This is a genomic window from Streptomyces sp. NPDC088812 (assembly GCF_044750285.1).
Classification (GTDB): domain Bacteria; phylum Actinomycetota; class Actinomycetes; order Streptomycetales; family Streptomycetaceae; genus Streptomyces.
In genome coordinates, this window is the sequence record NZ_JBIVJP010000038.1 from 25,851 (window position 1) to 46,114 (window position 20,264).

Here is a 20,264-nt window from a genome sequence, read left to right on the forward strand (position 1 = left end):
CGGGCGCGGGAGGCACGGTGAACCCGGCGGCCGGGGCGGCCCGGCCGTCCCCCGGCTCGCCGGTGCTCGTCGACGGCGCCAAGGGGACCGAACTGCAACGGCTCGGGATCAGCGTCACCGAGCCGTGGTGGACCAGCGCCGCCCTGCTGGACCTGGAGGGACAGCGGCAACTGGCCGACATCCACCGGCAGTACACCGCCGCCGGCGCCGACCTGTCCACCGCGATCACCTTCCGCACCAACCGGCGCACCCTGCTGCGCGCCGGGGCCGACGAGCACGCGGCCGAGGTCCTGGTCCGCCGGGCCGTGGCACTGGCCCGCGGCTCGGTCCGGCCGGACCCCGACGGGCGGTCCCCGGTGCTCGCCGCGTCGGTGATCCCGGTGGAGGACTGCTACCAGCCGTCCCTGGTGCCGCCGGAGGAGGAACTCCGGGAGGAGCACGCCTGGATGGTGCGCCAGCTCGCCGCGGAGGGCGTCGACCTGGTGCTGGCGGAGACCATGAACACCGTGCGCGAGGCGGTGGCCGTCGTCGACGGCTGCGTCCGCGAGGGACTGCCCGTGTGGGTGAGTTTCGTCTGCGGTCCGGACGGCGCCCTGCTGTCCGGCGAGTCCGTGACGGACGCGGCGCGGGCGGTCGCCGCGGCGGGCGCGGCGCTGGTCTGCGTCAACTGCACCACCCTGGAGGGCACCGACCGGGTGCTCGACCGCTGGTCCCACGACTGCCCGGTCCCCTTCGGGGCCTATCCCAACCTGGAGGACCGCTCCGGCATCGCGGACTGGACACCGGTGGACCGGTACGTCCCCGTCCGGCACGACCCCGAGGAGTTCGCGGACCTCATGGCCGAGCGGACCGGCCGCTACGGCCTGTCCCTGGTCGGCGGCTGCTGCGGCAGCACCCCCGACCACATCGCGGCCCTGCGCAAACGCCTGCCCGGCTAAACCGACGCGGTCCGTCGGCCCGGCGGTCCGTCGTCCCGGCGGTCGGCCCGGTGATCCGTCGGCCCGGCGGTCCGCCCGGTGGTCCGTCGGCCCGGCGGTCCGCCCGGTGGTCCGTCGGCCCGGCGGTCCGCCCGCCTGGCGTCGGTCGGCCCGGTGGTCCGTCGGCCCGGTGGTCCGCCCGGTGGTCCGTCGGCCCGGCGGTCCGCCCGCCTGGCGTCGGTCGGCCCGGTGGTCCGTCGGCCCGGTGGTCCGCCCGCCTGGCGTCGGTCGGCCCGGTGGTCCGTCGGCCCGGTGGTCCGCCCGCCTAGCGTCGGTCGGCCCGGTGGTCCGCCCGCCTGGCGGTCCGCCCGGTGGTCCGCCCGCTCGGCGGTCCGTCTGCCCGCCTGCCCGGCGTCGGTCCGGCGGATGTCGGGCTGGCCGGTGGCGGTCCACCCGATGCGGGGCCACCCGGCGGCGGTCCGTCGAACGCCGGGCTGGACCCACGGCGGTCCCCCCGCCCGTTGGTCCCCCCGCCCGTTGGTCCGCCCGCCCGGTGGTCCGCCCGCTCGGCGTCGGTCCGCGCGGTGTCGGTCCGGACCGGCGGCGGTCCGGCGGATGTCGGGCTGGGCCGGTGGCGGTCCACTCGGCGTGGGGCCACCCGGCGGCGGTCCGTCGAACGCCGGGCTGGACCCACGGCGGTCCCCCGGTGTCCGGGTGAACCGGCGGCGGTCCGCTCGGCATCCGGCTGGTCCGTCCGGCCCTTCGCCCGGCCCGCGCTCACCGGACGGTCGGACGGTCGGGCGGGGCTTACCGGGCGGAGCGGACGGTCGGGCCGGGTTCACCGGGCGGGGAGGCCCGTCCGGCCGAACGGCGGGGCCGGGTTCACCGGGCGGGGCGGACGGGCCGGGCCGCGCTACCGGGTGAGGCGGACGGCCGGGCCGGGTTCACCGGGCGGGGCGGGCGGCCGGGCCGGGCTCACCGGGTGAGGCGGGCGGTCGGGCCGGGTTCACCGGGCGGGGCGGGCGGTCGGGCCGGGTTCACCGGGCGGGGCGGGCGGTCAGGCCGGGTTCACCGGGCGGGACGGGCGGTTGGGCCGCGCTCACCGGGTCGGACGGTCGGGGCGGGCAGGCCGGCGCAGATGGCCTCGACGAGGCGCGCCACGCCCTCCTCCTCGTTGCCGGGCAGGACGAGGTCGGCGGCGGCCAGCACCTCCGGGTGGGCGTTCGCCACGGCCGCGGCGAGCCCCGCGGCCCGCAGCATCGGCAGGTCGTTGGGCATGTCGCCGACGGCCGCGGTGGCCGTGACCGGCACGCCGTAGTGGCCGGCCAGCCGGCGCAGCGAGGTGCCCTTGTCGACGCCGCGCGGCGAGATCTCCACGAAGTGCGGTGTCGAACGGGTGGCCTCCACCGCGTCGCCCGGCCGCACGAGCAGGTCCCCGAGCGGTGCGGCCGGCAGCCCGGCGTGCACGGCCAGGACCTTCACCGGCGGATCGTCCGCCGACAGGGCCGCCACGGCGTCCGGCACCGCCGTGTGCGTCCAGCAGTCGGGCACCAGCTCCGCGAACCCCGGCTCCAGCCAGAGCCCCCGTACGGTGTCCACCCCCAGCACCACACCGGGGACCCGGGCCCGCAGGCGCGCCAGCAGCCGCGCGGCGTCCCCGGCGGTGAACCCGCGCCGCTCCAGCACCCGGCCGGTGGACGCCTCGACGGTCACCGCCCCGTTGCTGCACACGACGAGCCCCCGGAACCCGTGGTCGTGGACCGCGCCCAGCGCGTCCCGCAGGGGCCGGCCCGTCACGTAGGCCACGGGCAGGCCCCTGCGGTCCGCCTCCGCCAGGGCGGCGCGGGTGGCCGGGCCGACGGTGCCCGCCGCGTCGAGCAGCGTGCCGTCGAGATCGGTGCAGACCAGCCGCACACCGGCCACGCCGTTCACCGCGGTGCCCCGGCGTCGCGGTCGGCCGTTCCGCTCACCGGGACCCACAGCCGCACGCGCAGCGGCAGGTCGCCGGTGAGCCAGACCTCCACCCGGCCCTCGCGGGCCAGCCGGCTCCGGTCGGGACCGCCGCCCAGCGGCATCCACACCCAGTCGCTGTCGGGATCGAGCAGCCAGCGGATCACGCCCCGGTCACCCGGCTCCCCGTCGTGGGCGCGCCGGGCCCGGGGCACCACCCGCGCCATGATCTCGGGGACGTCGAGGAGGTCGACGGTGGTGGGCCGCGCGTGGTCGTCGAGCCAGATCCAGACGCGGGAGTGGAAGGTGACCGTGGCCCGCTGGGCGTGCGGTGCCAGGCCGTCCGCCCGGATGGTCAGGACGCCGATGCCGGCGTCCCAGTCGACGGACGGACGGGTGGTGGTGCCGGGCTCGCTCATGGTCTCCTCCGCGTTCGTACGGCCTGCGGTCGGGACGGCCTCCGCTCTCGCGCGGCCTGCGGGTTCATACGGCCTGGAGACGGTCCAGGCCGGTGACGGGTACCTCCTCGGGCAGCCGGGCCGGACGCAGTTCGACCTCGCCGACGACCGTGTCGCCGGGCGCCTCCAGCACCCACCGGACCGTGGCGGCCACCGAGGAGGTGGCCATCTTCAGCGGTGAGGTGTCACCGGGAAGGTTCGCGATGGCGCCCGGGCTGACGAGCGTGGTGCCCACCCCGTGGTGGCGCTCCTCCAGCAGCAGCACCTCGGTGATCGCCTTGAGCGCGGCCTTGGTGGCGCAGTAGGCGGCCCCTCCCTCGAAGAACCGGGTCGCCGCGTGCGAACCCATCAGGACGATCCGGCCGCCGCGGGCGCGCAGGGACGGCAGCGCGGCCTGGACCAGTGCGATCACCGAGGTGAGGTTGACGTCCAGGGCCTCCTGCCAGCGCTCCAGGGGCAGCGTGGCCAGGTCGCCCAGGGCGCGCTCCACGCCGTTGGCGACGACGGCGTCGAGACCGCCGGCCCGTTCGGCCGCCTGCCGGACGGCCGGGCCCACGTCCTGCGGCCGGCGCAGGTCGCAGTGGACGTTCTCCACCCCGGGCAGGTCGGCCGGTGTCCGGCCCAGCCCCCACACCCGCCAGCCGGCCGCCCTGAGTTCCTCGGCGACCGCCCTGCCGGTTCCCCGGTTGGCGCCGGTCACCAGCACCGTGCGGCCGCCTTCGGCCGCCGTCATCCCCGGACCCGGCGGACCAGGTCGGTCCAGGTCGAGATGATCGTCGCCGGGTCGGCGCCCTGCCGGAAGAGGTCCTTGTCCAGGGGGTTGCCGACGTCGTCGCGCAGCCGCATGCAGTCCGGGGAGATCTCGGAGTTGACGACCGGCCGGCCCTCGCCGTCGACGCCGATCACCAGGCAGAAGTCCCACAGGTCGAGCGGGGCCAGCCAGGAGCGCAGCAGGGCGTTGGTCTCCAGGGCCACCTCGCGGAACGCCTCCACGTCGGTGCCGGCCGCCCTCAGGTAGTCCTCGCCGATCGGCTGGTCCTCGGGGTCGATGCGGTAGTCGAACTTCACCACCGGCGGGTTGAACCGGTGGCCCTCCGGAAAGAGCCCCGGATACTTGCGGGTCGTCGACCCGGTGGCGATGTTCTTCACGATCACTTCGAAGGGCGGGGCCGGAATATAGGAAGCGCGGTAGAAAATGTCGCCGAGCCGTTCCAGGAAAACCGTGCGCACTCCCTTCTCGGCCAGTCTCGCGGCGGCCAGTTCGTAGAAGTCGAGCCGGAGCCGCGCGGTCTGCGGGATCATCTCGTCACGGTCGTAGGTGTAGCTGCGCAGACTCGGAATGAGTTCGATGTCGCAGGTTCCGTCGTCATGGAGCCAGAGTCGCTTGCTGCGACCCTCGATGTCGGGCTGCCGGTCGATTCCTGCCATTGTCTTGTCCTCCCCTACTCGATGGCCCCGTGCACGGGGGCCCGACGGTGGAATGGAGCGGAACACGGCACGCGGAGGGAACAGGGCTCTCGGAGCCGTCGCCCTCGGCCGGGAAGTCGGAGGAAACGTTCTGCGCATGAGGCGCGGACCCGCGCACCGCACTCAGTCCCCGGTGCGGTCGCGGTACATGCCCGTGGAGGCTGGAGAGACCTTACCTCCCGCCGGATCGCCGGAAACATCATCGACTTCGCGGTCTCAGAATTCGGAATGCCCATCCGCCGCGGCCCGGGCGGAACAGGTCGGAAGCATTGATTCCATGCTGTCGCTTCGGCGTGACATCGCCCGGTTTGGGTGTTGTTCGGCCGGACTCGGAAAGGTGGCCAATTTCCATCGGTCGGCAGCTGGGAGACGACGGGGAGCGGCGGGGCCGGCGGGTGCCGGCCGGACGTCGGCAATGGGCGGAGGAACGAGGCGTAATCGGGACGGTCAAATGACCGGTGGCGCACGGAAGGCGCCGAATCTTGTTCGCGCGCGACCACGGATTCCGCCAGTGCGCCGAACATTCGTACGGCATGCGGGTGGGCGGTCGAGGTCGCTGCCTAGAATTTCCACGGATGATCAGCGGGGGACCTCGCTCTGCCGTGTCTCGAAGGCCGGCGGGCAGCGCGTGATCGTCCGGTGCGGAAGGGGAACGTTTCATGCACGGGGGCCGCCTCGGACTGGGGCAGGGAACAGCTCTGTACATCGGCGCCGTCCTGGGGCCGGGAGTGCTGGCACTGCCGGCGCTGGCGGCCGCCGCGGCGGGGCCCGCCTCGATGGTCTCCTGGGCCGTCCTGCTGCTGCTCAGCATCCCCGTCGCGGTGACGTTCGCCGCGCTCGGCGCGCGCTACCCGGACGGCGGCGGCGTCGCCAACTTCGTCGCCCGCGCCTTCGGCCCCCGGGCCGCCGCCTGCGTGGGCTGGCTGTTCTACGCGGCCGTACCGGCCGGCGTGCTGGCCGGCGCCATGGCGGGCGGCAACTACGTCGCCGAGGTGCTGGGCCTGTCGCACCGCGCCGGGTACGGGGCGGCCGCGGTGATCCTCGCGGTGGCCGTCGCCGCCAACTACGCCGGACTCCAGGTGTCCGGACGGCTCCAGCTGGTCCTCGTCGGCCTGCTGGTGCTGCTCCTCGCGTGCGCCACCGTCTTCGCCGCGCCGCACGTCACGGCCGGCCACTTCACCCCGTTCCTGCCCGAGGGGTGGCTGTCGATCGGCTCGGCCGCCCTGGTGCTGTTCTACGCCTTCAGCGGCTGGGAGGCGGCCAGCCACCTGTCCGCCGAGTTCGCGCACCCCCGGCGGCATCTGCCGCGGGCCACCGCGATCACCCTGACCATCGTCGGCGTCCTCTACCTCGGCCTGTCCTTCGTCACCATCGGCGCGCTCGGGGAGCGGGCGCGCAGCTCCGACGTTCCGCTGATGCTGCTGCTGGAGCGCGGCGTCGGGACCGGCGCGCGCGGACTGACCGCGGTCGCGGCCATCTGCCTGAGCCTGGGCGCGGTCAACACCTTCATCGCGGGCGCCGCCCGGCTGGGGGCGGCGCTGGGCCGCGACGGCGCGCTGCCCGGCCTGCTGGCCAAGGGCGGGGGAGCGGGCCAGGTCCCGCGCCGCAGCCTCACCGTGCAGGCGGTGCTCACCGGCGCCCTCACGCTCGCCGCCGCGCTGCTGACCGTTCCGCTGGACCCGCTCATGCGGGTCACCTCGGCGTTCCTGGCCGCCGTCACCGCCGCCGGGATGGCCGCCTCACTGCGCCTGCTGCCCCGCCGTACCCCCCTGTGGTACGCCGCCTGCGCCGCCGTCGTCTTCACCCTGGTCGTGATGGCGTTCAGCGGATGGCTGCTGGTGCTGCCGCTCGCGGTCGCCGGCTGCGCGGCGCTGTACTGGCGGCGCCGGCACGGGCCCGGCGCCGGCCGTCCCGGGGCTCAGGCCGAGGAGCCGGCCGCGGTCGACGCCGCCGCGGTGACGAGCTCGCCCAGCGCGGCCCCCGGCTCCGGACGCTCGTAGAGGTAGAAGTGGCCGCCGGGGAAACCCCGGTGGACGGGCGGTACGACACAGCTCTCGTCCCAGCGCGACCGCTCCTCCTCGGGCAGCGTGGCGTCGTCCGTGCCGTACCAGACCTGGTGCGGCACGTCCGTCGGGCCGGGCCCGGGGAGCGTGTAGGTGTCCGCCAGGTGCAGGTCGTACCCCATCAGGGTGACGGTCGCGTCGACGAAGTCCGGGTCCTGGAGCAGTTCCGGCTGCACACCGCCGAAGGCCCGCAGGTCCCCGAGGAGTGACGCGCGGCTGCGGACGACGAACGGCTCGTCCGGCATCGGCGCGGTCTCGGCGGTGGACACGGCCGATCGCGAGGCGGAGACGATCACCGTGTGCACCAGGTGCCGCCGGTCGTCCGGGAGCAGGGCCGCGACGTTGTGCGCGAACAGCGCGCCCAGGCTGTGGCCGATGACGACGACGGGGCGGTCCACGATGTCCACCGCGTCGGCGGCGAATCGCGCACAGGCCTCCGCGTAGTCGGCCGCCGGTGCCCCGTCCGCGTCGCCCGACCGCCCGGTGAGTTCAAAAACGAACGTCTCGCACAGACCCGGAAGACTCCGGGCGAGCGGCAGGAACGACAGTGCGGACCCACCCCCGTGGTGAAAAGCGAGCAGGCGGACCGGGGCATTCCGTTCCCCTGTCCTGAGATAACTCTTCTCGACTGCCGGCATGCGGCGCTCCTTCCCCGGACCGATCAGGACTCTGCCATCTTTTCCGGCGGATGTGTCAAGTGATTCAAAGAAATTCTTTGCCTTTTCTGGAAGGTGCCGGTCCGTCGGGGTGACCGAATATGTGCGCCGTGCGTTGCGGAATGTTTGGTGCCGCACGCCGCCCGTTCGGCGAAACCGCCACCCTGGCGGAAAATTTACTGTTCGGTGCCCGAACCTCGGGAGGTCGCGTGCGACCGACCGCGCATTCGGGAGATTGCCTTCGGTCGATCCCGGGCCGGCCGTTGTTCTTGAAGGGCCGTCGACCGGAGTGTGAACATGGCTTTGCAGTCAGGGATTCCGATGGACCGCCGCAAGGGCGTGGGGTAGCCTCGAGGCGACCGATTCCCGAGAGATCACTCTCTGTGTGTGCCGCACATCTCCCAACGGGCATACCCGGCTTCGTCGATTTTGATTCCCACCCCTCTCGGCCCAGCTCGGCGCCGCTTTCTTCGCGTGCCGCAGTGGCAGGGGAAAGGGGACGGGCGAGTCGGGTATCGGATGGAAGGACGCCAATGCAACAGGAATCCTCGGTACGTCGCGTTTCCGTTTTCGACACCACCCTCCGGGACGGTGAGCAGGCTCCCGCGAACGCCATGCGCCCGGAGGACAAGCTCGATCTGGCCCTGCGTATCGAGGCGCTGGGCGTCGATTCCATCGAAACCGGTTTCCCCGCATCCTCGCCCAGCGAGTTCCAGGCCACCCGCCTGATATCCCAGCACCTGACCCGCGCGAAGTTCGTCACCTTCTGCCGGGCGGTCCGCGCCGACATCGAGACGGCCGTCGAGGCCGGCGGCGTGGACAACCACGAGGTCCAGGTCATGGCCACGGGCAGCGACCTGCACCTGGAGCACAAGCGGCAGATCACCCGGAAGGAAGCCGTCGACGAGGTCGTCGACGCCGTCTCCTTCGCCCGCAGCCTCGGCGTCACCTCGGTCTCGGTGCCCATCGAGGACGCCAGCCGGGGCGAGCACGACCTGCTCCGCGAGATCACCGTCCGCGCCGTCGAGGCGGGCGCCGACTGCTTCGTCATCGGCGACACCTCCGGCTGCCTCACCCCTCAGGAGTACGGCGACCTGATCGCCGCCTTCCGCTCCTGGGCGCCGTCCCCGGTGCGCATCTCCACCCACTGCCACAACGACTTCGGCCTGGCGCTCGCCAACGCCGTCGCCGGTCTCCAGGCCGGCGCCGACGAGGTCCAGGCCACCCTCGGCGGCATCGGTGAACGGGCCGGCAACACCGCGCTCGAGGAGATCGCCGCCCTGCTCGCCTACAAGAGCGAGGAGCTCGGCCTGCGCACCGACGTCACCACGGAGGGCCTCTACGAGGCGTACGCCGCGCTGCGCGAGGTGATCCGGCTGGAGGAGCCGAGGAACAAGGCGATCTTCGGCACCTACGCCTTCGGCACGGCCGCCGGCGTCCACCAGCAGGGCGTGCTGCGCAATCCGGCCACGTACGAGTACGTCGAGCCGGCGCGCTTCGGGCGGCAGCGTTCCATCCTCATCGGCCGCCACTCGGGCCGCTCCGTGCTGCGCTACCTCCTCGACGACCTCGGCGTCCAGGTGAGCGACGAGAAACTGACCGAGCTGTACCGGACCCACGTCGAGGAGCGCGTCGGAGGCGACTGCGAGGAGCTCTCGGTGGTCCGGGAACGGCTCGCCCGCGAACTCGCCGTGACGCCCGCGACCACCACGGGGGTGTAGTGGTGCGTCCCCGCACCCTGGCGGAGAAGATCTGGGAACGGCACCGCGTGGCCCGGCCGGCCGACAGCCCGGCCGGCACGGACGACCTGCTCTACATCGACCTGCACCTGATGCACGAGGTCACCTCACCGCAGGCCTTCGACGGACTGCGGCTGACCGGACGCACGGTCCGGCGCCCCGACCTGACGGTCGCGGTCGAGGACCACAACGTCCCCACGGACACCGGGGAACTGCACGACCCCGTGGGCCGGCTGCAACTGGAGACCCTGCGCCGCAACTGCGCCGAGCACGGCGTCCAGCTCTACCGCATGGGCCACGCCCGGCAGGGCATCGTCCACGTCGTCGCCCCGCAACTGGGCCTGGTCCAGCCGGGGATGACCGCCGTCTGCGGCGACAGCCACACCTCCACCCTCGGCGCCTTCGGCGCGCTGGCGTTCGGGATCGGCACCAGCGACGTCGAGCACGTCCTGGCCACGCAGACGCTGCCGCTGCCCCGGCCGCGCACCATGGCGGCGGAGTTCACCGGCACCCTGCCCGACGACGTCACCCCCAAGGACCTCATCCTCGCCCTCATCGCCCGGATCGGTCCCGGAGGTGCCCAGGGGCACCTGCTGGAGTACCGCGGCGAGGCCCTGCGGACCCTGTCCATGGAGGGCCGGATGACGATGTGCAACATGAGCATCGAGGCCGGGGCGCGGGCCGGGATGTTCGCCCCCGACGAGACCACCTTCGCCTACCTGGCGGGACTGCCGCACGCACCGTCCGGCCAGGCCTGGCAGGACGCGCTCGCCCACTGGCGGACCCTGCCGACGGACCCCGGCGCGGTCTACGACCGCACGGTCGCCCTCGACGTCTCGGCCCTCTCCCCGCAGGTGTCCTGGGGCACCAACCCGGGGCAGACGGTCTCCGTCTCGGGCACCGTGCCCGCACCGGAGGAGTTCGCGCACCCGCAGGAGCGGGCGGCGGCGGCCCGGGCCCTGGAGTACATGGGGCTCACCCCCGGCACCCCCCTGCGGGACGTGACCGTCGACGCGGTCTTCGTCGGCTCGTGCACCAACGGGCGGCTGGAGGACCTGCGGACCGCGGCGGACGTGCTGCGCGGCCGGCGGCTGGCCGCCGGCACCCGCATGCTCGTGGTGCCGGGCTCGGCCGAGGTGCGCCTGCGCGCCGAGGAGGAAGGGCTCGACCAGGTGTTCAAGGCGGCGGGCGCGCAGTGGCGGCTGCCGGGGTGCTCGATGTGCCCCGGGCTCAACCCCGACCGCGCGAGCGGACAGGAACGGGTCGCCACCACCTCCAACCGCAACTTCGAAGGGCGGCTCGGCGGACGCTCCCGGGTCCACCTGGTCTCGCCCGCCGTCGCCGCGGCCACCGCGGTGGCCGGCCGCCTCACCACCCCCAAGGACCTCCCGTGACGTCGGCACCGAACCCCTTGCGTCCGCTGGTGCGGCACACCGGCCGCACCGTCCCGCTGCGGCGCGGCAACGTCGACACCGACCAGATCATGCCCGCCGAGTTCTGCAAGCGGGTGACCAAGTCGGGATTCGAGGACGCCGTGTTCCACCGCTGGCGGGCCGAACCCGGCTTCGTCCTCGAACGCCCCGAGCGGGCGGGCGCCAGCGTGCTGCTGGCCGGGCCCGACTTCGGCACCGGAAGCTCGCGCGAGCACGCGGTGTGGGGGCTGCGCGACTGGGGATTCGCCGTGGTCCTGTCGTCCCGGTTCGGCGACATCTTCCGGCGCAACGCCCTCAAGAACCGGCTGCTGGCCGTCGTCCTGCCCGAGACGGCCGTCGAGACGCTGATGACCGCCTCGGAACGGGACCCCTCCCTGGAGGTCACCGTCGACGTCGCCGCCGGCACCGTCGTCGGGGGCGGCGACAGCTGGCCCTTCGAGCTCGACGAACGCACCCGGTGGCTGCTCCTCAACGGGTACGACGACATCGCCGTCACCCTGCGCGACGCCGACGCCATCACCGCGTACGAGACGTCACGACCCCACTGGCTGCCCTCGATCCGTCCGGACGACGAGGCCGTTCCGCGCGGCCGGACCCCTCAGGAGGCGACATGACCACAGCGGCCCCCGCCCCGGCCGGCGCCCTGCCCCGCGCCGCCGCCCGCGTCGGCGCCCTGCCGGCCGGCTCCCTCGCCCAACTGCTGCACCTGGGCAAGGAACTCGGCGCCCTCGACCTGGCCGGCGGGGTGCCCGGCAGCCCCCTGCCGCCGCCGGCCGTCCTCGAGGCCGGCGCCGGGCACCTGCTGCACGGCGACAACCAGTACGAGGACACCAGCGGGAACCTCGCCCTGCGCGAGCAGATCGCGGACACCCTCCCCGGCCGCCCCGACCCGCGCACCGAACTGACCGTCACCACCGGCGCCTCGGAGGCGCTGAGCGTGGCCACGCTGGCCACCGTCGACCCCGGCGACGAGGTGGTGCTGCTGGAGCCGTTCTACGAGAACTTCCTGGCCGCGCTCGCCCTGGCCGGCGGCGTCCCCCGCTTCGTGGGCCTGAAGGCACCCGACTGGCGCTGGGACCCGCGCGAACTGGAGGCCGCGTTCGGGCCCCGCACCCGCGCCGTGATCGTCAACTCCCCGGCCAACCCCACCGGCCGCACCCTCACCCGGCCCGAGCTTCAGGAGCTGGCCGCGCTCTGCGAGAAGTGGAACGTCACCCTCATCTCCGACGAGGTGTACGCCCCGTTCGTCTACGACGGCGCACGGCACGTGTCCGCCGCCGAGGTGCCGGCCCTGCGCGACCGCAGCATCGTCATCGGCAGCCTGTCCAAGGCCTACGCCCTCAGCGGCTGGCGGATCGGGCATCTGCGCGCCTGTCCGCAGATCACCGAGCGGCTGCGCGCGGTGCACCTCGCCACCAGCTTCAGCGCCAGCGGCCCGCTGCAACGCGCGGTCGCCGCCTCCGGAGTCCTCCGGGACGCCTCCTGGCGGCCCGCCGCGCGACTGGAACGGCTGCGGGACCGGATGGTCGGCCTGTTCACCGCCGCCGGGCTGCCCTGCCGGGCGCCGGAGGGCGGCTGCTACATCATGGCCGACATCCGCGGCATCACCGACGAGGACTGCGACACCTTCGTCCGGCGGCTCGCCACCCGGCGCCGCGTCCTCGTCGTGCCCGGCCGCTGCTTCTTCCGCGACCACACCACCGACTCCGGGCACGTCCGCATCGCTTTCAACAAGAGCACCGATGTGCTCGCGGAGGCCGAACGCCGATTGGCCGACGGCCTGTAGGGCCCGTCGTCGCACTCCAGCCTCCGGTCCAGGCCCGCCCCGCGGGCGGACGGCGGGAGTGCGACGACAGGACCCCGGGCGCCCGCGAGCACACCGACCAGGGTGCCCCGCCGATCGTTCTTCCCAAGGAGAAACCTGTGACGGCAGTGACTGCCCCCGACCTGTACCGCCTGGTCCGCGCCGACGACGGCACACCGAGCGTGTGGCCCGCCGGCCGGCCGCTGCCCCCCGGCTGGCACCCGACCGGCCACGACGGCACGCGCGACGAGTGCGTCGCCCACGCGGACGCCCTCACCGCCGACGGGCGCGACCTGCCCGCCGCGCCGCCGGGCAGTCCCGGCACGCTGGTCGAACTCTTCCGGAACACGGCCCGCCGCCACCCCGGCCGGCCCGCCGTCAGCGACGACACCACCTCCCTGAGCTACGCGGAGCTCGACCGGCGGTCCGACCTGGTGGCGGCCCTCCTGCGCGAGCGCGGCATCGGCCCCGAGCACCGCGTCGCCTACCACCTGCGGCGCGGAACCACCGTCTTCGTCACCCTGCTGGGCATCCTCAAGGCCGGTGCCGCCTACGTACCGGTGGACACCCGCTATCCCGACGCGCGCCGCGACCTGATGCTGACCGAGAGCCGCCCCTCGCTCGTGGTCACCGACCCCGGGGAGGGCGCCCGCGCCGCCGCGGCCGGCACCGACGTGTGGGAGTTCGACCTCGACGGCCTGGCGGCGCCGGCCGATCCGCTGCCCGACGTCCACCGGCGGAACGCCGCCTGCCTGCTGTTCACCTCGGGCTCGTCCGGCACACCCAAGGGCGTGGTGCTGGAGCACCACAACCTCGTGCACTTCGCGACCAACCCGGCGCTGCCCGCGCTGACCGAGCAGGACCGGGTCGGGCACGTCTCCAGCCTGTCGTTCGACGCCTTCCACTTCGAGACCTGGTACGCGTTCGCGGGGGGCGCGGAGATCGTGGTCCTGCCGACCATGCCGGACCTGCTCACCGGCGACATCGGCCGCGAGCTGCGCCGCCGGCGCGTCACGGCGATGCTCGTGCCGACGATGGCGTTCAACCACGTGGTCAAGGAGGACCGGGACGCGTTCGCCACGCTCCGCGTCCTGCACACCGGCGGCGACGTCGTCCTGCCGGAGGCCTGCCGCCAGCTGCTCTCCGGCGCCTTCACGGGCGAGTTCCACAACCTCTACGGCCCCACCGAGGGCACGACCGCCTGCTCGGCGCACCGGGTCGAGGCCGTCGCCGACGGGGAGGACAGCGTGCCCATCGGCCGGGAACTGGCCGGCACCGGACTGCTGGTCCTCGACGCCGGCCTCGACGAGGTGCCCGACGGAACGGTCGGCGAGCTGCACATCACCGGAGCCGGCGTGGCCCGCGGCTACCTGGGCCGGCCCGGCCTCACCGCCGAAAGGTTCCTGCCCGACCCGCACGCCACGGGCGGCCGGATGTACGCCACCGGTGACCTGGTCCTGCGCGGACCCGACGGCGCGCTGCGCTACGTGGGACGCGCCGACGACCAGGTCAAGATCCGCGGCTACCGGGTCGAACCCCGGGAGGTCGAGCGGGTCCTGGCCCGCCACCCGCAGCTGCGGGAGGTCGCCGTGCTCGCGGCGGGCACCGGCACGGACCGCCACCTGGTCGCGCTGGTGGTGCCGCACGACGAGGTGTCCCTGAAGGAACTGCGCGCCTTCGCACAGGAGGCGATGCCCGACTTCATGGTCCCGAGCTCGATCGTCAAGGTGGCGGAGATCCCCGCCAACGACCACGGCAAGCGGGACACCAAGCGCCTCGCCGAGCTGATCGACGCCCATCTGCGGCACCGGGCCGACCATGTGCCGCCCCGGGACGAGACGGAGAAGTTCCTGGCGGAGCTGTGGAGCGAGCTGCTCGCGGTCGAGGAGATCGGCGTGCACGACGACTTCTTCGCCCTCGGCGGCAACTCGCTGCTGGCGTTCCGCATGCAGCGACGGCTGGTCCGCGAGCTGGCGGTGGACATCAGCGCGCGGGAGATCCTGACCACCAGTGAACTGGGCGCCCTGGCCGGGATCGTCCGCACCAGGCGTGAGGAGCCGGTGACCGCATGAGCACCGTACTGACCATCGATCTGACCGATCCCGACGCCTTCGTCGCACAGCGGCACTACGACATGCTGGCCTGGCTCCGGGAGAACGACCCCGTCCACTGGCACACCACGGAGGACGGCGGCGGCTTCTGGGCCGTGACCCGCTACGACGACGTCGCGCGCCTCTACAACGACCACGAGGGCCTCAGCTCCGAGGGCGGCCCCATGCTGGGCGGCTCCTTCCGCAGCCAGGCCGACCCGTCCGCCGGACGCATGCTGGTGGCCGCCGACCCGCCACGGCAGCGGCAGATCCGCCAGGTGGTGCACCGGGCCTTCACCCACCGCATCCTGGGACGCATCGCCCGCCAGGTCACCGAGCTGGTGGACGCGGCGGTGGACCGCGCACGGGCCGACGGCGGCTGCGACTTCGCCACCGACATCGCCCCGGAACTGCCGGCCGGCGCGGTGATGGCCATGATGGGCGTCTCCCACGCCCAGGCCCGCGAACTGATCGACCTGACCCGCAAGATGATCGGCTTCCGCGATCCCGTCTACGTCGACACCGACGACGACGAACGGCTGCGGCTGGCGGTGATCCAGGCCGAGATCTTCGAGTTCTTCGCGGAGATCGTCCGCGAGCGGCGCCGCAACCCCGGGGACGACCTGATCAGCTTCCTGATCGAGGCCGAGCGCAACGGTCGTCCCTGGCCCGAGGAGGACATCCTCTACAACTGCATGAACGTCGCGGTCGGCGGCAACGAGACGTCCTCGTACACCGCCTGCACCGGCCTGCTCGCCCTCCACGACCACCCCGAGCAGCTCGCGCTGCTCAGGCGGCGGCCGGACCTGATGGACAGCGCGGTCAACGAGATCCTGCGCTGGAGCTCCACCAACGCCTATGTGATGCGGGTGGCCACGAGCGACCTGAGGATCGGCGACCGCGAGGTGCGCGAGGGCGACTCCGTCACCCTGTGGAACGTGTCGGCCAACCGGGACCCGTCGCAGTTCGAGGCCCCGGACGTGTTCGACATCAGCCGCTCCCCGAACCGCCACCTGTCGTACGGCGTCGGCATCCACCGCTGCATCGGGGCGATGGTGGCCCACACCGAACTGGGCATCCTCTTCCGCCGCATCACCGACCCCGAGCTCGGCCTCGACCTCGCCGGACCGGTCCGGCGGCTGCGCTCGAACTTCATCCAGGGCATCACCCGCATGCCCGTCACCCTGCACTGACCCGGTGCCGCGACCGCACCGGCGCACCGGCCGGCGCACCTTTCCGGCCATCGCACCGGGCGGACGACGACCGCCGGGGCCGGGCGGCCCGTAGGGTCACGGGGGACACCCGTGCCCCGGCGCCCGGCCGGCACCCGCCGTACGGGCCGGACCGGCTCCGAGGGGCGGGCCGGGCGGACACCGCGACCAGCGGCCCGCCCGGCCCGCCCGCGGCGTCCGCCCCCCCTTCATCCCCACCCCGGGCCGCAGCCGGCCCGGCAGAGCGAGGAGCGTGTCACCACCATGGCCGTGAGCTGGTCCCCAGCGGAACGCACCCACCACTTCGGGACGTCGATCTTCACCGAGATGACCCGGCTCGCCGAGCGGACCGGCTCGATCAACCTCGGCCAGGGCGTGCCGGAGCTGCCGAGCCCGCCGGAGATCCTCGCCCACGCGGTGGCCGCGATCGACGCCGGCCGCAACCAGTACCCCCCGGCGACCGGGCTGCCCGAGCTGAAGGAGGCGGTGGCCCGCCACCGGTTCACGACCACCGGCGTGAGCTACCGCCCCGACGACGAGGTCCTGGTCACCACGGGCGCCACCGAGGCCGTCGCCTCCGCACTCCTCGCCTTCTGCGATCCCGGCGACACCGTCCTCACCTTCGACCCCTGCTACGACTCCTATCCGGCGGCCGCCCGGATGGCCGGCGCCGATGTGAGGGCCGCCCCGCTCGCCGTCACCGCGGACGGGTTCGCCCTCGACGCCGACGCGCTGCGCCGGGCGGTCGGCCCGCGCACCCGCGTGCTGCTGCTCAACTCGCCGCACAACCCCACCGGCAAGGTCTTCACCCCCGGGGAACTGGCGCAGATCGCCGCCGTCTGCGAGGAGCACGACCTGACGGTCGTCACCGACGAGGTCTACGAGCACCTGGTGTACGACGGCGTCCGCCACGTCTCCCTCGCCTCGCTGCCCGGCATGCGCGAGCGCACGCTGGTCATCTCCTCCGCCGGCAAGTCGTTCAACGTCACCGGCTGGAAGATCGGCTGGGCCTGCGGCCCCGCGCCCCTGGTGGCGGCGGTGGCCTCCGCCAAGCAGTACCTGACGTACGCGTCCGGCACGCCGTTCCAGGCGGCCGTGGCCGCCATGCTCACCTCCGGCCTGGACTGGGTGGCCGGGCTCCGCGACGAGCTGGAGCAGAACCGCGACCGGCTGTGCGAGGGGCTGCGCAAGGCCGGCCTGCCCGCCGTCCCCGGCCAGGGCGGCTACTTCGTCCAGGCCGACGTCCGCCCCTGGGGGTACGAGGACGGCACCCGGTTCTGCCGTGAACTTCCTTTGCGCGCGCAGGTGGTGGCCGTACCGACGAGCGCCTTCTACCAGGGCGCCGGTGCCCCCGCCTGGCTCGCGCGGTTCAGCTTCTGCAAGAGCGGCGACCTGGTGGAGGAGGCGGTGTCCCGGCTGGTCGCCGCACGCTGAGGACCCGTCAGGCGTCCGCGGCCAGGCGTCCGGTGTTCCGTGCGCGCCCCGCTCCGCGTCCCGGTGACGGGGCCGCCGCGGACACGGGGTACGCCTCCGGCAGGGCGGACAGCAGCGGCGTGGGGGCGTGCTGGAAGATCACGATCGTCCGGAAGCCGACGACCTCGCGCCGCTGGCTGAGGCGGTCCATGAGGAAGGCGTGCAGGGCCTCGTTGTTCTGCACGGCGACATGGATCAGGAAGTCGTCGCCGCCGGCGACGACGAAGACGCCCACCACCTCCGGCAGCTTGGCGACCGCCTCCTGGAAGGAGGTGATGACCGTGCGGCTGAGCGGCCGCACCTGCGCGGCGACGAACGCCTGGTAGTGCCGGTTCAGCGCGGCGAGGTTCAGCTCCGCGCGGTAGCCGGTGATCACCCCCCGCTCCTCCAGGGAGCGCACGCGTTCGAGCGAGGTGGACGGGGCCACCCCGATCTGGCGGGCCAGTTCACGGTTGGACTGCCGGGCGTTCAGCTGGAGATGCCGGATGATCGCCGAATCAAGTTCGTCCATGCGGCCCATTGTGGCATGCACGTACCTCAAGTGTTCGGCTGATCAGCCCAGTTGGCGTCCATCGGACTACTCTTCGCGGGAAGTGATGGACACACGGCCGCTACTGAGGTGAAAGACCATGCAAACGAAAGTCGCCCTCGTGCTCCGCGACGACCTGCCCCCGGCGCACGCGGCGAACACCTCCGCCGTGCTCGCCCTCTCCCTCGGCGGCCGGATCGGCGACTGGGTCGGGCGCGACGGCGAGGACGCCTCGGGCGGCGTCCACCCCGGCCTCAACACCCACCCCATCCCCGTCCTGACCGCCTCCGCGCAGGAACTGACCACACTGCTGGAGCGCGCACGGGCCGCCGACGAGGTACGCCTGGTCGCGCTCACCGAGACCGCGCGCCGGGCGCGGGACTACGAGGACTACCTCACCGACCTGAAGGCCACCGGCGCCGAGGAGCTCGAGTACCTCGGCGTGATCGTGCACGGCCCGAGGAACAAGGTGTCGAAGCTGACCAGGCACCTGTCCCTGCTGTGAACGGCCCCCTCCCGCGGCGGTGAGGCGGCCCCGGAGGGACGCGAGGGGCCGGCCGGGCCGGCGGTGCACAACGGGCCCCGCTCCCGTGTGCGCGAGCTGCCGCGAGGGTGATGACCTGGCGTTAACGACCGCTAGCATGACGGACCGGGTGCGGCGGGAGCGGCTGCTCCCGCGCGCACACGACCCGTCACGGCTAGAGGAGTTGGCCATGGTCCCTGACTACCCCCTGTCCCGATCGACGGATCCGGTCCCGGAGGCCGAGCGCAAGGCGATCCTCGCGGAGCCGGGGTTCGGCCGGTACTTCACCGACCACATGGCCACCGCGGTGTGGACGCCGGACGGGGGCTGGCACGACCGCGGGATCGGCCCGCTCCGGCCGTACACGCTGCACCCCAGCGCCGCCGTGCTGCACTACGCGCAGGAGATCTTCGAAGGGCTCAAGGCGTACCGCCACGCCGACGGCAGCGTCTGGCTGTTCCGCCCCGAGGCCAACGCCCGCCGCTTCGCCCGCTCCGCCCGCCGCATGGCACTGCCGGAGCTGCCCGAGGAGGACTTCCTCACCAGCGTGGAGGGGCTGGTCCGGGCGGACGAGGCGTGGGTTCCGGTGCCCGGCGGCGAGGAGAGCCTGTACCTGCGCCCGTTCATGTTCGCGAGCGAGGCGTTCCTCGGCGTACGCCCCGCCGCCGAGGTGGTCTACTCGGTGATCGCGAGCCCGGCCGGCCCCTACTTCGCCTCCGGCGTCACCGGGGTCACCCTCTGGGTGAGCAGCCGCTACACCCGCGCGGCCCGGGGCGGCACGGGAGCGGCCAAGTGCGGCGGCAACTACGCCGCGAGCCTGGCCGCGCAGATCGAGGCGCAGGAGCACGGCTGCGACCAGGTCATGTACCTGGACAGCGAGGGCGAGGGCACCCTGGAGGAGTCCGGCACGATGAACCTGTGCCTGGTCACCTCGGACGGCCGGCTCGTCACCCCGGCCCTCGGCACCATCCTCGAGGGCGTCACCCGCGACACGGTCCTCGCCCTGGCCGCCGACTTCGGCCTGACCCCCGAGGAGCGGACCGTCACGCTGGACGAACTCCGCTCGGGAGCCGCCGACGGCAGCGTCACCGAGGTGTTCGCCGCGGGCACGGCGGCGGTGGTCACCCCCATCGTCCGCTTCAAGGGCGACGGCTACGAGTTCACCGTGGGCGACGGCGAACCCGGCAGCCGCACCGTGGCCCTGCGCCGGCACGTCCTGGACATCCAGTACGGCCGCGCGGAGGACCGGCACGGCTGGATGCACCGCGTCCTCTGAGCCCCGGGTCGGCCTGCCCCGCGTCCTCCGAGCGGCGGTACGGCGTCCGCGGGGGCGCCGCTGACGCGGCCGGGGGGCGGGGCGGGCTGCGCTCGGGCTCGGGCTCGGGCTCGGAGGACGCAAGGCAAGCCGTCCCCGGGCCCTCCAGGTGTTCCTGGCGAGCAGGGCCTCGACCCCCTCGGCGGGACTTCACCCACCGCGTCCACCCCTCCGGCAAGGGCGGCCGGGCGCGGCGGCCTCGCCGACGACTGGCGGCCCTACCTGCGCGTCGTCGGCTGGGAGAACCGCACGGAACTGACCGGCACCATCCTCGACGTCGCCACCCGCGACCTCGCTTTCGGCAAGCAGCTGGTGGAGGTCGCCGCCCAGAGCCTGGGAGACATCTCACCGGAGCTGTGCACGCTGATGCGCGACCCGAGGACCCCACCCGCCCTCATGCCGGCGCTGCGCGGCACGGCGTCCTGGGCGGGCCGTGCGGGACACGGCGCGGCACGGCACGAGCCCGTGAGGGCGACGGCCGCACGCCGAGGGCACACACCGAACGCCGCTCCTCCGTCCACGGGGATCCGTCAGAAGCGCCCTAGTGACCTGAGTCGGAGATTCGCCGTTGGTTCGGTATGAGTCGTCCGGGTCCGAAGATTCCGCCGTTGTCGTTGACCGATGCCCAGCGGGCCG

The 20,264-nt window shown here is 73.6% G+C and carries 17 protein-coding genes; 11 read left to right on the plus strand and 6 right to left on the minus strand.

What is annotated here, in order from left to right:
* The first annotated feature begins 17 nt into the window (after nt 1-17).
* Nucleotides 18-938 carry a homocysteine S-methyltransferase family protein gene (locus ACIP67_RS41745; protein ID WP_401699586.1) on the plus strand — a complete coding sequence of 307 codons (921 nt, stop codon included), beginning with the start codon at nt 18-20 and terminating at the stop codon, nt 936-938.
* 1,047 nt (nt 939-1,985) lie between these two features.
* Here the strand turns inward: ACIP67_RS41745 and ACIP67_RS41750 are convergent.
* The 4 genes from ACIP67_RS41750 to ACIP67_RS41765 form a co-directional block, all read right to left on the minus strand.
* Entirely contained in the window at nt 1,986-2,840 is an 855-nt protein-coding gene (locus tag ACIP67_RS41750) for an HAD family hydrolase (protein WP_401699589.1), read from the minus strand.
* A gap of 5 nt (nt 2,841-2,845) precedes the next feature.
* Nucleotides 2,846-3,286 (minus strand): hypothetical protein, encoded by a 441-nt coding sequence (locus ACIP67_RS41755; RefSeq protein ID WP_401699591.1) that lies wholly within the window; start codon nt 3,284-3,286, stop codon nt 2,846-2,848.
* A gap of 64 nt (nt 3,287-3,350) precedes the next feature.
* A complete protein-coding gene (locus ACIP67_RS41760) occupies nt 3,351-4,058 on the minus strand; it encodes an SDR family oxidoreductase (RefSeq protein ID WP_401699594.1) in 708 nt (235 codons plus the stop codon).
* Nucleotides 4,055-4,753: a phosphoribosylaminoimidazolesuccinocarboxamide synthase gene (locus ACIP67_RS41765; RefSeq protein WP_401699596.1), complete on the minus strand. Its 699-nt coding sequence runs from the start codon at nt 4,751-4,753 to the stop codon at nt 4,055-4,057. Before ACIP67_RS41765 ends, ACIP67_RS41760 begins: the two co-directional genes overlap by 4 nt.
* Before the next feature lie 698 nt (nt 4,754-5,451).
* Here ACIP67_RS41765 and ACIP67_RS41770 point away from each other — a divergent pair.
* Nucleotides 5,452-6,792: an APC family permease gene (locus ACIP67_RS41770; protein WP_401699598.1), complete on the plus strand. Its 1,341-nt coding sequence runs from the start codon at nt 5,452-5,454 to the stop codon at nt 6,790-6,792.
* Here ACIP67_RS41770 and ACIP67_RS41775 read toward each other — a convergent pair.
* Nucleotides 6,711-7,493: a thioesterase II family protein gene (locus tag ACIP67_RS41775; protein ID WP_401699601.1), complete on the minus strand. Its 783-nt coding sequence runs from the start codon at nt 7,491-7,493 to the stop codon at nt 6,711-6,713. The genes ACIP67_RS41770 and ACIP67_RS41775 overlap by 82 nt on opposite strands.
* A gap of 551 nt (nt 7,494-8,044) precedes the next feature.
* Here ACIP67_RS41775 and ACIP67_RS41780 point away from each other — a divergent pair.
* The 7 genes from ACIP67_RS41780 to ACIP67_RS41810 all read left to right on the plus strand — a co-directional run bounded on the left by ACIP67_RS41780 (nt 8,045) and on the right by ACIP67_RS41810 (nt 17,222).
* Nucleotides 8,045-9,232 carry a LeuA family protein gene (locus ACIP67_RS41780; protein ID WP_389515507.1) on the plus strand — a complete coding sequence of 396 codons (1,188 nt, stop codon included), beginning with the start codon at nt 8,045-8,047 and terminating at the stop codon, nt 9,230-9,232.
* 2 nt (nt 9,233-9,234) lie between these two features.
* Nucleotides 9,235-10,644, plus strand: coding sequence for a 3-isopropylmalate dehydratase large subunit (gene leuC, locus ACIP67_RS41785; RefSeq protein ID WP_401699603.1), 1,410 nt, complete (start codon nt 9,235-9,237; stop codon nt 10,642-10,644).
* A 17-nt stretch (nt 10,645-10,661) separates the two neighbouring features.
* Nucleotides 10,662-11,297, plus strand: coding sequence for a 3-isopropylmalate dehydratase small subunit (leuD, locus tag ACIP67_RS41790; protein WP_401699624.1), 636 nt, complete (start codon nt 10,662-10,664; stop codon nt 11,295-11,297).
* Nucleotides 11,294-12,469: a pyridoxal phosphate-dependent aminotransferase gene (locus ACIP67_RS41795; RefSeq protein WP_401699605.1), complete on the plus strand. Its 1,176-nt coding sequence runs from the start codon at nt 11,294-11,296 to the stop codon at nt 12,467-12,469. The genes leuD and ACIP67_RS41795 overlap by 4 nt, the downstream gene beginning before the upstream one ends.
* Nucleotides 12,470-12,606: 137 nt before the next feature.
* The gene (locus tag ACIP67_RS41800; protein WP_401699608.1) at nt 12,607-14,559 is read left to right on the plus strand and encodes an amino acid adenylation domain-containing protein; all 1,953 of its coding nucleotides are present in this window, start codon (nt 12,607-12,609) and stop codon (nt 14,557-14,559) included.
* Nucleotides 14,556-15,770: a cytochrome P450 gene (locus ACIP67_RS41805; RefSeq protein WP_401699610.1), complete on the plus strand. Its 1,215-nt coding sequence runs from the start codon at nt 14,556-14,558 to the stop codon at nt 15,768-15,770. Before ACIP67_RS41800 ends, ACIP67_RS41805 begins: the two co-directional genes overlap by 4 nt.
* A gap of 288 nt (nt 15,771-16,058) precedes the next feature.
* Nucleotides 16,059-17,222, plus strand: a complete 1,164-nt coding sequence (locus ACIP67_RS41810; protein ID WP_401699612.1) for an aminotransferase class I/II-fold pyridoxal phosphate-dependent enzyme — start codon at nt 16,059-16,061, stop codon at nt 17,220-17,222.
* A gap of 7 nt (nt 17,223-17,229) precedes the next feature.
* Here ACIP67_RS41810 and ACIP67_RS41815 read toward each other — a convergent pair whose 3' ends face one another.
* Nucleotides 17,230-17,772, minus strand: coding sequence for an Lrp/AsnC family transcriptional regulator (locus tag ACIP67_RS41815; RefSeq protein ID WP_401699615.1), 543 nt, complete (start codon nt 17,770-17,772; stop codon nt 17,230-17,232).
* 118 nt (nt 17,773-17,890) lie between these two features.
* Between ACIP67_RS41815 and ACIP67_RS41820 the strand changes: the two genes are divergently transcribed.
* Together ACIP67_RS41820 and ACIP67_RS41825 are read left to right on the plus strand one after the other, a co-directional pair.
* Nucleotides 17,891-18,295: a DUF2000 domain-containing protein gene (locus ACIP67_RS41820; protein WP_401699618.1), complete on the plus strand. Its 405-nt coding sequence runs from the start codon at nt 17,891-17,893 to the stop codon at nt 18,293-18,295.
* A gap of 208 nt (nt 18,296-18,503) precedes the next feature.
* Complete coding sequence (locus ACIP67_RS41825) at nt 18,504-19,589, plus strand: branched-chain amino acid aminotransferase (protein WP_401699621.1); 1,086 nt, start codon at nt 18,504-18,506, stop codon at nt 19,587-19,589.
* The last annotated feature ends 675 nt before the right edge of the window (nt 19,590-20,264 follow it).

Coding starts and splice junctions, on each gene's coding strand:
- ACIP67_RS41755 (WP_401699591.1), bottom strand. CDS start 3,286: ATGAGCGAGCCCGGCACCACCACCCGTCCGTCCGTCGACTGGGACGCC.
- ACIP67_RS41795 (WP_401699605.1), top strand. CDS start 11,294: ATGACCACAGCGGCCCCCGCCCCGGCCGGCGCCCTGCCCCGCGCCGCC.
- ACIP67_RS41780 (WP_389515507.1), top strand. CDS start 8,045: ATGCAACAGGAATCCTCGGTACGTCGCGTTTCCGTTTTCGACACCACC.
- ACIP67_RS41765 (WP_401699596.1), bottom strand. CDS start 4,753: ATGGCAGGAATCGACCGGCAGCCCGACATCGAGGGTCGCAGCAAGCGA.
- ACIP67_RS41825 (WP_401699621.1), top strand. CDS start 18,504: ATGGTCCCTGACTACCCCCTGTCCCGATCGACGGATCCGGTCCCGGAG.
- ACIP67_RS41760 (WP_401699594.1), bottom strand. CDS start 4,058: ATGACGGCGGCCGAAGGCGGCCGCACGGTGCTGGTGACCGGCGCCAAC.
- ACIP67_RS41815 (WP_401699615.1), bottom strand. CDS start 17,772: ATGGACGAACTTGATTCGGCGATCATCCGGCATCTCCAGCTGAACGCC.
- ACIP67_RS41770 (WP_401699598.1), top strand. CDS start 5,452: ATGCACGGGGGCCGCCTCGGACTGGGGCAGGGAACAGCTCTGTACATC.
- ACIP67_RS41805 (WP_401699610.1), top strand. CDS start 14,556: ATGAGCACCGTACTGACCATCGATCTGACCGATCCCGACGCCTTCGTC.
- ACIP67_RS41775 (WP_401699601.1), bottom strand. CDS start 7,493: ATGCCGGCAGTCGAGAAGAGTTATCTCAGGACAGGGGAACGGAATGCC.
- ACIP67_RS41820 (WP_401699618.1), top strand. CDS start 17,891: ATGCAAACGAAAGTCGCCCTCGTGCTCCGCGACGACCTGCCCCCGGCG.